Source organism: Nonomuraea sp. NPDC059007, assembly GCF_042740555.1.
In the GTDB taxonomy this organism is placed as follows: domain Bacteria; phylum Actinomycetota; class Actinomycetes; order Streptosporangiales; family Streptosporangiaceae; genus Nonomuraea.
In genome coordinates this window covers 1-11,328 of sequence record NZ_JBHYJD010000104.1, presented here as the reverse complement: position 1 = coordinate 11,328, position 11,328 = coordinate 1, and the positions used below count along the sequence as shown (strand labels likewise).

The 11,328-nt window shown below is 72.1% G+C and carries 12 protein-coding genes; 4 read left to right on the top strand and 8 right to left on the bottom strand.

What is annotated here, in order from left to right; genetic code table 11:
• Window positions 1-106 precede the first annotated feature (106 nt).
• Complete coding sequence (locus ACFWY5_RS57595) at window positions 107-928, top strand: hypothetical protein (RefSeq protein WP_379640334.1); 822 nt, start codon at window positions 107-109, stop codon at window positions 926-928.
• A gap of 9 nt (window positions 929-937) precedes the next feature.
• On the opposite strand, the gene ACFWY5_RS57590 is transcribed toward ACFWY5_RS57595, so the two are convergent.
• The 3 genes from ACFWY5_RS57590 to ACFWY5_RS57580 form a co-directional block, all read right to left on the bottom strand.
• Window positions 938-1,846: an alpha/beta hydrolase gene (locus ACFWY5_RS57590; protein WP_379613528.1), complete on the bottom strand. Its 909-nt coding sequence runs from the start codon at window positions 1,844-1,846 to the stop codon at window positions 938-940.
• Window positions 1,839-2,270 carry an enoyl-CoA hydratase-related protein gene (locus ACFWY5_RS57585; protein ID WP_379640335.1) on the bottom strand — a complete coding sequence of 144 codons (432 nt, stop codon included), beginning with the start codon at window positions 2,268-2,270 and terminating at the stop codon, window positions 1,839-1,841. Before ACFWY5_RS57585 ends, ACFWY5_RS57590 begins: the two co-directional genes overlap by 8 nt.
• Window positions 2,271-2,340: 70 nt before the next feature.
• The gene (locus tag ACFWY5_RS57580) at window positions 2,341-2,745 is read right to left on the bottom strand and encodes an enoyl-CoA hydratase-related protein (RefSeq protein WP_379640333.1); all 405 of its coding nucleotides are present in this window, start codon (window positions 2,743-2,745) and stop codon (window positions 2,341-2,343) included.
• A gap of 142 nt (window positions 2,746-2,887) precedes the next feature.
• On the opposite strand from ACFWY5_RS57580, the gene ACFWY5_RS57575 reads away from it, so the two are divergent.
• Window positions 2,888-4,294, top strand: a complete 1,407-nt coding sequence (locus ACFWY5_RS57575) for an LCP family protein (RefSeq protein ID WP_379640332.1) — start codon at window positions 2,888-2,890, stop codon at window positions 4,292-4,294.
• Between the two features lie 21 nt (window positions 4,295-4,315).
• On the opposite strand, the gene ACFWY5_RS57570 is transcribed toward ACFWY5_RS57575, so the two are convergent.
• The 3 genes from ACFWY5_RS57570 to ACFWY5_RS57560 are packed head-to-tail and all read right to left on the bottom strand — an operon-like array spanning window position 4,316 to window position 7,206.
• The gene (locus ACFWY5_RS57570) at window positions 4,316-6,238 is read right to left on the bottom strand and encodes a methyltransferase domain-containing protein (RefSeq protein ID WP_379640331.1); all 1,923 of its coding nucleotides are present in this window, start codon (window positions 6,236-6,238) and stop codon (window positions 4,316-4,318) included.
• Between the two features lie 3 nt (window positions 6,239-6,241).
• The gene (locus tag ACFWY5_RS57565; RefSeq protein ID WP_379640330.1) at window positions 6,242-6,697 is read right to left on the bottom strand and encodes a GNAT family N-acetyltransferase; all 456 of its coding nucleotides are present in this window, start codon (window positions 6,695-6,697) and stop codon (window positions 6,242-6,244) included.
• Window positions 6,694-7,206 (bottom strand): hypothetical protein, encoded by a 513-nt coding sequence (locus tag ACFWY5_RS57560; protein WP_379613539.1) that lies wholly within the window; start codon window positions 7,204-7,206, stop codon window positions 6,694-6,696. The genes ACFWY5_RS57565 and ACFWY5_RS57560 overlap by 4 nt, the downstream gene beginning before the upstream one ends.
• A gap of 162 nt (window positions 7,207-7,368) precedes the next feature.
• Here ACFWY5_RS57560 and ACFWY5_RS57555 point away from each other — a divergent pair, with 162 nt between their 5' ends.
• Both ACFWY5_RS57555 and ACFWY5_RS57550 read left to right on the top strand, forming a co-directional pair.
• Window positions 7,369-7,773 carry a hypothetical protein gene (locus ACFWY5_RS57555; protein ID WP_379613542.1) on the top strand — a complete coding sequence of 135 codons (405 nt, stop codon included), beginning with the start codon at window positions 7,369-7,371 and terminating at the stop codon, window positions 7,771-7,773.
• Between the two features lie 45 nt (window positions 7,774-7,818).
• Window positions 7,819-9,738 (top strand): serine/threonine-protein kinase, encoded by a 1,920-nt coding sequence (locus ACFWY5_RS57550; RefSeq protein ID WP_379640328.1) that lies wholly within the window; start codon window positions 7,819-7,821, stop codon window positions 9,736-9,738.
• Window positions 9,739-9,742: 4 nt separating this feature from the next.
• On the opposite strand, the gene ACFWY5_RS57545 is transcribed toward ACFWY5_RS57550, so the two are convergent.
• Complete coding sequence (locus tag ACFWY5_RS57545; protein WP_379618938.1) at window positions 9,743-10,039, bottom strand: hypothetical protein; 297 nt, start codon at window positions 10,037-10,039, stop codon at window positions 9,743-9,745.
• 157 nt (window positions 10,040-10,196) lie between these two features.
• Window positions 10,197-11,328: DUF5937 family protein (locus ACFWY5_RS57540; RefSeq protein WP_379640327.1), on the bottom strand; the 1,132-nt coding region annotated here is incomplete at its 5' end.

Sequence of the window (11,328 nt, the reverse complement as noted above, 5' to 3'; positions counted from 1 at the left end):
GCCCTCGCCCCCCGGCGCGGGGGGGGGGCGGGGGGCGGGGGGGGCTACGGGTCTTTGCCGCGGGCGGCGGCCCCGCGGGGCCCCCCGCGACCTGCTGACCAGGGCCATGGGCGGGGTCGGATTCAACTTCCTGCGCTACGACGCGATGCCCGCGCTGCGGCAGATCAAGCAGCCCGTCCTGGCCCTGTACGGCACGACGGACCCGTCGATCCCTTTCGTGGAGTCCACGCAGGCGCTGACGAAGGCGCTGACCGAGTCGGGCAACGACCAGTACACGATCCGCTTCATGGACAAGGGCGACCACGCGCTGCGGATGTCGGGCGGGCCGTTCACCAAGGGGTATCTGGAGACGCTGGCCAACTGGCTCAAGGGCCTGCCGCACACCGCCCGGCCACAGGTGCACATGGCGGGCGCGACGCCCGTGCAGCGCTTCGAGGCCGCCGACGTGCCCGCCGCGCCGTGGTACGCGGGCGGGACGATGCTGGGGCTGACGATCTGCCTGGCCGCCGTCGGCTACGTGGCCGGTCCCGTCGCCTCCATGGTGGTACGGCTGCGCGGCCACAAGCGCGCCACGGCCGAGACGAACGCCAGGCTGTGGCCCCCGATCCGGCGCCGCCTGCACCGTATGGCCTGGACGGGCCTGGCGCTGCTGATCTCGGTGGGCGGGTTCATCGGGCTGCTGGTGATGTTCTCGATCAACCAGGCGGGCGCCTGGCCCGCGGTGCTGGCCGGGTGGCTGCTGGTGCGGGCGCTGGCCGTGCTGCTGCTCATCCAGGAGGTCACCGCGGTCGCCGCGGTGGTGTCGGGGCTGCGCGAGGGCTGGCAGCCGAGCCGCTGGCAGCACGTGGCGATCGCCGGGGTGGCCGGCGGGACCGGGCTGCTGCTCGTGGCCGCCGCCTACTACGGCCTGTTCTCCTTCCCCTGGTAGCCGTCCCGTTCAGTTGATGAAGGCGGCGCTCCAGCGGTCGATCTCGGCGAAGACCTGCTTGCGGGCGGGTTCGGCGGACAGCACCAGGTCGTGGATGCCGTCGGTGATGCGCACGCAGGTGACGTGGGGGCCGATCGCGGTGGCCCAGCGGGCGATCTGCCGCGGGTCCAGGACGATGTCGGCGGAGCGGGCCTCGGGTACGAAGTCGCGTACGCGCAGCCCGTTGCTCGCGGCCAGGACCAGCACCGGGACGTCGACGTCGAGTCCCTTGTGCAGGCGGCGCTGGGCGCGGCGGATGGCGGCCAGCCAGGAGGCGTGCACGGAGAAGCCGCCGAGCGGCTTGAGCTCCAGGTCGTAGTCCCATTCGCCGCCGGACGAGCGGTGCAGGCTCTGGCCGTAGGCGGTGCTGACACCGAGGGGCAGCGCCCGGTTGGAGTAGGACAGCGGGGTCTTGAGGAGGTCCGCGGCCAGGCGGACCGGGGCCGGCACGTTGAGGTCGAGGAACGGGCTGTTGAGCACCAGCCCCTGGGTGAGGCCGCGGCCGCGTACCCGGTCGGCCCACAGGGCGGCGACCAGGCCGCCGGTGGAGTGGGCGTTGAGCGTGAGCGAGTCGTGGTCGCGCCGGATGATGCGGACCGACTCGTCGATCTCCGGGAAGTAGTCGGTGACGCTCCTGATCAGGCCGCGGGTCTGGTGCGGGAGCAGGGACCGGCCGTACTTGCGCAGGTCGAGGGCGTAGAAGTCGACGCCCTGGGCCAGGTAGTGGTCGGCGAGGTGGTCCTGGAAGAAGTAGTCGGTGAAGCCGTGGATGTAGAGAACGGCCCGGCCGGTGGGGGCCTGCGCCCTCCTGGTCAGAAGGGTCGCGATGACCTCGCCCTCGGCGTCGGGCGGGAGCGGGAGGACAGTGCTCTCATACATGTTCATCACGATACGGCCATTCCGGCAGCCCCTCGGGCAGGTCTGTGCTCACCTTCATCGGGAAGGCGGCGGGGCGCTTCTCCAGGAACGCGGTGACGCCTTCGACCGCGTCGGGGGCGCCGCCCAGCTCGGCCATGAGGCGGGAGTCGGCGGCGTGCGCCTGCCAGGGACTGTCCGCCGACAGGCCGGACCACATGAGCCTGCGGATGGCGGCGACGGAGACGGCCGAGGTGTTGCCGGCGATCTCGCGGGCCAGGGCGTGGGCGGCGGGCAGGAGGTCGGCGGCCGGGTAGAGGCGGGAGACGAGCCGTCCGCCGAGCGCCTCGGCGGCGTCGAAGATCCGGCCGGTGGCCGACCATTCCATGGCCTGGGCGATGCCGACGATCCTCGGCAGGAACCAACTCGACGCGGCCTCGGTGACGATGCCCCGGCGGGCGAAGACGAAGCCGAAGCGGGCGGTGTCGGCGGCCAGCCGTAGGCGCGCGATGCGCGGCCTATGTTGGTCCGCTAAACGCGGACCAACATACGTCCATGGGGAGGGTCATTGTCGCGCCCACGCCGACGGCGGGGCCGTTGACGGCGGCGATGACCGGTTTGAGGCTCGCGGCGATGCGCAGCGCGACCGTGCCGCCGCCGTCGCGCGGGTAGCCGTCGATCAGTTCCCCTTTGCCGTGGCCGAAGGTCTTGCCCCCGCCGGACAGGTCGGCACCGGCGCAGAACGCCCGGCCGGCGCCGGTGACGACGACCGCGCGTACCTCGTCGTCGGCGTCGCTCCTGTCGAAAGCGTCGATCAACTCACCGCGCATCGTAAAGGTGAAGGCGTTCAGGCGTTCGGGACGCTTCAATGTGACGGTGGCGACACCGTCCGTCACGGTGTAGTCGATCTCGGAGAATGCCATGGACCGAATCTTATTCGGTTACTGATGTTCACTCTCCACTAACGTCATATTTCGCATTCCATCCGTATGCTGCCGCCCCAAAGCGGCCTACGGTGGACTGCGCGGGGAAGCGGGGATGGGTGTGTCACGGAGCAAGGTACCGGTGAGCACCGGCGCGGTCCTGGGATGGACCTTGTTGTCGGCGCTCGTGCCAGGGGCGGGCCATCTGCGGGCCGGCTGGCGTAGGACCGGCCTGGCGTTGCTCGGCTGTTACGCGGCCGGGCTCCTCGCTCTGCTCCTCGTCGCCCTGACCGCCGACGGCGACCTGTTCGGAACGGCCGTCAACTGGCTGCGGACGATCGCGATCGGCTCGCTCGTGCTCGGGCTGGCCTGGTTCGCGCTGGTCGTGCACACGTTCATCGTGCTCAGCCCCGGACGGCTGCCGCAGAACGCGCAGATCCTCACCGGAACGCTCGCCGGGCTGCTCGCGGTGGCGGTCATCACGCCCTTCGCCTACGCCGCCCAGACCGTCTGGACCATCCACAGCACGATCGGCAACATCTTCGCCCCCGACGAGCCCCAGGCGGACCGGCCGCAACAGCAGGGCCGCCCGGTCGACCCGTGGGCGGGACGCGAACGCGTCAACATCCTGCTGCTCGGCGGCGACGCCGACACCCACAGGACCGGCGTGCGCACCGACAGCATGAACCTCGCCAGCATCGACGTCGCCTCCGGCAACACCGTGCTGATGAGCCTGCCGCGCAACCTGGAGAACGTGCGCTTCCGTCCCGGCACGCCGATGGCCGAGCGTTTCCCGAACGGCTTCCGCCTGCCCGCCGACCCCGGCGGCGGCCGCAGCGACCTGCTCAACAGCGTCTGGGAGTACGCCGACGCGCACCCGGAGATCTTCGGCGGCCGCACCCACCAGGGCGCCAAGGTCCTCATGGACACGATCGGCCACACCCTAGGCGTCAAGGTCGACTGGTACGCCCTGGTCAACATGTGGGGCTTCGCCAAGCTGATCGACGCCATCGGCGGCGTGACGATCAGCGTGGAGAAGGACGTCGTGTTCGGCAAGTACAACGAGGGCCTGGTCAAGGCGGGCACGCGCAAGCTCAACGGCGGCGACGCCATGTGGTACGCCCGCTCGCGCACCTACTCCGACGACTACACCCGGATGCGCCGCCAGCGCTGCGTCATCGCCGCCCTGCTCGACCAGTCCGACCCGGCGACGGTCCTGACCCGGTTCAACAAGATCGCGCTGGCCACCAAGGAACTCATCAGGACCGACATCCCCCGCAACATGCTCGCCCACCTGGTGCCGCTGGCCCTGAAGGTCAAGAACGCGAAGGTGTCCAGCATCCAGTTCGTCCCGCCGCTGATCAGCACCGGCTACCCCGACTGGGACAAGATCCGCCAGATCTCCACCAAGGCCATCCGCGACTCGGCGGAGCGCCGCCCGGCCGCCGCCGCGAGCGCCACGCCATCCGGCTCCAGCACCCCGAAACCCCGCAAAACCACCTCACTAGACCCCACAAAGAGCCTCGGCGACGGCTGCGGCGTCCTCTGACCCCCCTTTCTCCGGTACGGCTCAGCCCCGGCGGAAGGCGGCGCGCCAGCGGCGGCGTTCCCCGTCTCCGATCTCCTCGATCGCGGCGGCGAACCCGCCCTCGCCGAAGGCCGCGACCTCTGCCGGGGTCAGCGGCCACGGCGGCGCGTACACGGGCCCGCCCTCGTCCCTGGCCGAGGCGATGACCAGCAGCGTGCCGCCCGGCGCCACCAGTTCCCGCACGGCGGCGATGGCCGGCGGGTGCAGGTCCTCGGGCAGCGCCTGCACCGTCATGATCTCCACGACCAGGTCGAACGCCCCGCGCCACTCCCCCGGCAGATCCAGCAGGTCAGCAGCGGAATAATCGACGGCCGACTCGGGGAAGCGGACCCTGGCGCCCTTGACGGCCGATTCGGAGACGTCGAAGGCGGTCGTGGCGTAGCCGAGCCCGGCCACGTACTCGGCGTCGTCTCCGAGCCCGCACCCGACCACCATGGCCCGCCGTCCGTCCCCCTGCGACCCTTGCGACCACTCGACGAGCAGCGGGTGCGGGGTGCCGGAGTCCCAGGGCACGACGGCCGCGCCGGAGGCGGCCTCGGCGTAGAGCCTCTCGAACCAGCCGGTGGCGTCGCCGCCGGCCAGGGATTCGGCCGCCAGCCGCCGGGCGTCCTCGTCGGGGTCGCGCATGTGTCCTCCGTCGCGTGCGAGCTCCACGACGTCTATCAGATGGCCGTCCGGCCCGGCCAGCTCCCGCTGCCGATAGGGATGCTTCGCGACATATCCCAGCTTCAAGGCTTTCACCTGAAGAATCGGGAGCAGCGTGCAGACGTCGCGGTTGGGGTGAGGGCACGGAAACTGCGTGTGCCACCACCGCAGGTCCGCCGCCTTGCCCTCGCGGACCAGCGCGATCACATCGTCGTCGTCGGCGTCCCTGCCGAGCAACGTGCCAGCCGCCTCGATCACCGTCCGGCGAAGCTCGTTCGCGTTGGCAAGCCATTGGTCCCGGCCGAGGCCGGCGAGGTGCGGGGTCGCGCCGGTCCCGCGGCTGATCCCCGCGAGGAGGCGGTCGACGAACCGCCGCGGCACCTCGGTCACGACGGGATCGTCCGCCGGTTCCGGGGCGGGCCCGTCGCTCCAGCCCAGGTCGTCCATGGCGCGGCCCTCGGCGCACGCCGAGTTGGCGCGCATCCAGTACCAGACGTTGGGCCCGATCCGCCCGGCCAGCCGGTCGTGGCGGAGCTTCCAGGAAAAGGCCTCGTAGACGTCGCCGGGTGTGCCCGGGGCATGGGCCATGAACCAGTCGAAGGCCCAGATGCTCACCAGAAACCGCCGCAGCACCGCGGCGACCGGCTCCTGCCCGGCCAGTTCGGCCCCGGCCAGCCAGTCGGCCCGGCGGATCTCCCGGACGGCCGCGACGATCTCCGCCTGCCACGGGGTCGGCTTCAGGAGTTCGTCCCCGTACAGATCCATGAGCAGGTGCTTGCGGTACGTGCCGTTCTTGAGCCGGGTCAGCTCGATGATCAGCAGGGCGCGCAGTTCGTCCTCGGGCAACTGCAGGAGCAGCGGCAGCCCGATCCGCAACCGGGGCTTGCCGTGCCAGTTCCTGGCGACGCCGGTCCACACGAAGGCGCTGATCCGGATCTGGGGTATGCGGCGGAACCCGGCCGTCCGGGCCGCGTCCTTCACCACGGCGGCCAGCCGCGGCTGCCTCCGCAGCGACAGCCGCGGGTTCTGCCAGGAGTAGCTCCTGACGCCGGCGACGCACGCGCAGAGCCCCATGGTCACCGCGAAGAGCAACGTCCACGGCCAGACCCCGGCTCCGCCGAGCCACAGAAAGAACCAGCACCCGCCCACACCCACGGCGACGCACGTCCACAACAGCCAGGGAATGCTGAACAGCCAGTAAGGGATCAGCGCGGAGGGTTGCGTCCTGAGCACGATCTTGAGTAATCGCCAGTTCGACACGGCTCAGACGTCCAGGGTGTAGCGGCGTTTCTCCAGCGAGCGGGCGCCCAGGCGATCGTAGAAGCGGATGGCGCCCTCGTTCCAGACCGGCGTCTGCCACTGCACATACGGCAGGCCCAGCTCCCGCGCCAGCTCCACCACCGCCGCCATGAGCAGCCGCCCGAGGCCGTGGCCCCGGCTGGCCTCGTTCAGGAACAGGCAGTCCATGTGCAGGTACTCCGACCCGGCCCACGTGGACACCTCGGCCGCGCAGGTGGCGTAGCCGACCACCTCGCCGGACGGCGTCTCGGCCACCAGGCAGCGCAGCCGGGGAACCGCGGCGCCGAACAGCAGGGCCGACAGCCGCCCGGCCAGGTCGGGCGGGGGTGGCGGGGCCTTCTCGTAGGCGGTGTGCTCGGTGGCCAGCTCGGCGACGCGGGGCAGGTCGGCGGGTACGGCCGGCCGTACACGAGCATTCAACGGACCTCCCCGGAGATCACGTCGGCGCTCCACGCGGACACCCGTCGCCCGATCGGCCCGTCACCGTCGAGCACGTGGCGCACGAACGCCTCCCGCTCGTGCGCCAGGATCGCGGCCTCCCACACGCACGGCGCCAGCCCCGCCCGGCCCGGCCGCAGCCCGGCGGGGTCGCCCGCGGGGCCGACGAAGATCGCGAGGTCGGACATGTGGCCCTCGATCCAGGTATGGATGATGACGTAGTCGCCGTCGCCTCCGGCATGCAGGATCAGCACCGACAACCCCAGGGAACCGCGCAGGGCGCCAAGCGCGAGGTGCCCGCCGGCGAGGTCCAGGCCGGTCTGCGTGTCGATGGCGCTCCGGCCCGGCTTCTCCAGCGCGTACACCTTCACCAGGTGACCGCCGGCCGCACGGACGCCGAGCGCGCGGACGGCGCGGGCGTGGTGCTCATCGGACAGGGACAGCAGAGCGGCGGCGTCCACCGCGCCGGGCAAGGTCAACGTCTCACTCATGAGCACATCATGCCGTCCGCCCCCGGCAGGAAACCATCGGCGGCGGTGCCGTGTCAGCCGCCGTATCAGGACGGCGACGGCCCGGGATCAGGACGCTCGGCGAAGGTTGGGCTCATGAACGGGTCAGCGAGACCCGGCGACAGACTCGAAGGAGCACCCACCATGTCCATCACCCTCACCGACCAGGACACGCTCACCCTCCGCCTCGCCGCCTGGGGCGCCGTCTCCCTGATGTCCGCCGCGGGCGCGGCCGTCTCGGCCCACAAGGCCGCCACCCACGGCTCGCTCGCCCTGACCTCGGCGACCGGCCCGGTCGGCCACGTGATCACCAAGGCGCCCAAGGGCGTGAAGTACGGCAAGTCCGTCGCCGAACTCGCCGACCAGGTGCTACCGGCCCTGACCACGGCCGTGAACCTGCTCAAGCAGCAGGACCCGGCCGAGGCGGACAACTTCCGCCGCACCGTCGTCGTCGCCGTCGAGGCCGCCGCCCGGAGCCACCAGGGCGAGCCCGGCCCCACCATGACCGAGATGGCGCGCAAGATCACCGAAGCCCTCGACGCCGCCTGACGGATGCGCCTTCCCCTCTCTCCCGGCGGCTTGTACCGTTCGCCTGTGGGGCCGGGAGAGGGAAACTTCACGTCCGAACCGCACCCGCTGGCCGAAGGCGATCCGCTCCGGATCGCGGACTACCCGCTGACCGGCGTCCTGGGCAGCGGCGGCCAGGGGGTGGTCTACCTGAGCCGGACCCCGCTGGGGCGCCCGGTGGCCGTCAAGACGCTGCACGCCCGCATGGCCGGCGACGACCAGGCCCAGGAGCGCTTCCTGCGCGAGACCGAGATCGCCCGCCGCGTGGCCGCCTTCTGCACCGCGCGCGTGCTGGACGCGGGGATCGCGGGCGGGCGACCGTACCTGGTCAGTGAGTACGTCCAGGGCCCGTCCCTGGAGCGGCTCGTGAAGCGGGACGGGCCGCGCACCGGCGGCGGCCTGGACCGGCTGGCGATCACCACCCTGATGGCGCTGCAGGCGATCCACCGGGCCGGCGTCGTGCACCGGGACTTCAAACCCGGCAACGTGATCATGGGCCTGGAGGGGCCGGTGGTCATCGACTTCGGCATCGCCCGCGCACTCGAACACTCCACCACCGCCTCCGGCCTGGTGGGCACGCCCGCGTACATGTCCCCCGAGTTACTCGGCGGCGCCGTCGCCAGTGTGGCCTCGGACGTGTTCGCCTGGGCCGCGACCATGGTGTACGCCGCCTCCGGACACCGGGCCTTCCCCGGCTCGACCCCCGGTGCGATCCTCAACGCGATCATGACCCGCGAGCCCGACCTCACCGGCGTACCCGGCCGTCTGCGCCCGCTGCTGACCGCCTGCCTGGCCAAGGACCCCGCCTCCCGGCCCGCGGTCGCCGACCTCCTGACCGCCCTGACGCATGAGCGCCCGCTGGCGGCTCCGCGCGTGGCCGTGGGCCGCCGCCGCATGATGCGGGTGCTGGCGGCGGGCGTCCTGGTCGCCGCGGTACCCGCGGTCTACGGCCTGTTCTCCACCACCCCGGGCCTGCCGTTCGGCAGCCTGGTCCGCCGGCCGGTCACGGGCCGCCAGAAGTGGATGCTGTCGCTCGCGCTGAGCCAGGTGAACGGCCGCCCGGTCGTGGTCAGCGGCGGCTACGACGGGACCATCGCCGTGGCGGACCTGGCCACCGGCGCCCCCGTGGGCGCGCCTCTGCAGGGCCATGAAGGACCGATCTGGTCGGTGGCGACGGGCCTGCTGCGCGACGCCCCCGTCGTGGTATCCGGCGGCCTCGACGGCACGGTACGCCTGTGGGACCTGGCGACCGGCGCACCGATCCACGAACCTTTCGCGGGCCACCGGGGCTCGGTCGAGTCGGTGTCCGTCGGCCTGCTGGACGGCCGTCCCGTGGCCGTCTCGGGCGGTCAGGATCACACGGTACGCCGGTGGGACCTGACCGGCGGCGCACCCATAGGCGGACCCATCGAAGGCCATCCGGCCTGGGTGCTGGCCGTCGCGGCAGGAGAGTCCGTCGTGGCCTCCGGCGGCTACGACGGCAGGATCCTCATCTCCGACCTGGCCACCGGCGCGAAGGTGGCCGAACGCGCGGCAGGCCACAGCGGGCCCGTGGAGTCGATGACGGTGGGACGGCTCGGCGACCGCCAGGTGGCGATCTCCGGCGGCGGCGACGGCGACCACTCGGTACGCGTCTGGGACCTGGTGACCGGGGCGCCGATCGGCCGGCCGTTCACCGGTCACCGGAGCTGGGCCCTGGGGCTGGCGGCGGGCGAACTGGACGACGGCCGCGCCGTGGTGGTGTCCGGCGGGTACAGGGACGAGACCGTACGGGTGTGGGACCTGGCCACCGGGGCGCCGATCGGCGCGCCGTTCCTCGGCCACCGGGGGCTGATCGAGGCGGTGGCGATCGGGGTGCTGGACGATCGGCGGGTGGCGGTGTCGGCGGGGGACGACGGCGGGGTGCGGGTATGGAGCCTCGGCCCGCCGTACCCGCCGGGCTCTTGAACGGCTACGCGCGCTGACGGCCCGCTTCGACAACCCACAGGACGGTCGCGCCCATGGCGGCCATGAACTGTACCGCGATCAACGAGATCTCCACCCCGTACGGCATTTCGGCGTTCTGGACGATCACCAGCAGGGCCACGAACGCGGCCATCAGGAGATTGCCCCAGCCGCCGAGACGACTGTGGCGCCGCCTGTTCAGCCAGAAGGCCCAGGACGGCGCCCGGTCGATGATCACGCTGTGGACGCCCAGCGCGGCGTTGAGCGAGGCCAGGACGAGCAGAATCCACGCGAAGGTGATCACCCACCCATTGTCACTCACCCGCTGGGTCGCGCCAATCCCGCCGGACGTCCCACCAGGTCGCGCGAGGCTGCCCGAACGCGCCCCTGACCTGCGATCGCACGGGTTTCAGAGGCGCATCGAGCCGTTCCCCGAGCCACGGCACGTGTGCCGAGCCTGCTCAGCGCAGTACGGCCGTCAGCAGGTCGGCGCCCAGCGCCGTCAGGTCGGGGAGATTGACGGTGTAGCGGACGTACCGACCGTGCCGCCGGGCGGTGAGCAGGCCCGCGCGGCGCAGGACAGCCAGATGGCGGGACACCTCCGGGGGTGAAAGTTCCCAGGCGTGGGCCAGCTCACCGGTGGTGTGCGGGCCGCGGGCGAGGGTGCGCAGCAGGCGCAGCCGTACCGGATGGGCGAGGGCCTCCAGCCGGAGCGTGACGGTTTCCAGCGACACCGGCTTCGATGGGCTCGCCTCGGCCACGGGGTACTGCACCACCGGCTGCCACCCGGGCGCGTGGACCGTCACCAGGTGCGGGCGGCCGAAGACGCTGGGCAGGAAGGTGACCCCGGTGGCGGTGGTCGCCTTGTCCTGCAGCTTGTCCACGACGATGCTGTCGCCGTCCGGCGACAGGGTGACGGCGCCGGAGACAGACGCGAGCGCCGCCCCGATGCCCTTGCGTTTCAGCAGGTCGTTCTTCAGGCGCAGGTCGGCGGCGAGCGGTGCGGCCACGCCCGTCCAGGCGGCGTCGAAGAAGGCCTCGGCGCACTGTTCGAGGGTGTGGCGCACCCGTGCCCGCACGGCGGCAGGGTCGGCGAGCAGCCGTTCCGCGAAGGCCTCCTGGAGCGCGCCGCGGGCCTGGGCCAGGTCCAGGGCCCGCTCGCGCGCCGTCGCGTCGGCGAGCGGCGACGGCGCGGCGAAGTGGACCCGGTTGCTGCCGCACGTGGTGACGAGCGCGGCGGTCACGTAGGTTTCGTCGTCGATCCGGTCCACGTCGTCCAGTTCCTCGGCGAGGGTCGGCCGGGGACGAGCGGGCACCAGGAAGTCGGCTCGTGAGGAACGCCAGAGGAACTCCGCCTCCCTGAGCCGCTCGGCCAGCTCCGGCCGCAGCCCGGCCCAGACGTCCCCGGCCCAGCCGGCGAGCTGCGGGTGGTGCCCGGGTTCCGCCAGCACGTGCAGCATCGCCGTCAGCTCGGCCAGCGGGGAGGCGGCGAACCGCAGCCGCCCGGACGGCAGGCCGCCGATGTCGATCCTCAACGTCATCCCCTCATCATCGCCGGTCGGATGGCCGGCGACGGCGTCGGTTGACGGTGTC

What these genes read in the sequence shown, in the direction of transcription:
- ACFWY5_RS57595 (WP_379640334.1), top strand. Translation starts at nt 107, where the DNA reads ATGGGCGGGGTCGGATTCAACTTCCTGCGCTACGACGCGATGCCCGCG.
- ACFWY5_RS57580 (WP_379640333.1), bottom strand. Translation starts at nt 2,745, where the DNA reads ATGGCATTCTCCGAGATCGACTACACCGTGACGGACGGTGTCGCCACC.
- ACFWY5_RS57555 (WP_379613542.1), top strand. Translation starts at nt 7,369, where the DNA reads ATGTCCATCACCCTCACCGACCAGGACACGCTCACCCTCCGCCTCGCC.
- ACFWY5_RS57560 (WP_379613539.1), bottom strand. Translation starts at nt 7,206, where the DNA reads ATGAGTGAGACGTTGACCTTGCCCGGCGCGGTGGACGCCGCCGCTCTG.
- ACFWY5_RS57590 (WP_379613528.1), bottom strand. Translation starts at nt 1,846, where the DNA reads ATGTATGAGAGCACTGTCCTCCCGCTCCCGCCCGACGCCGAGGGCGAG.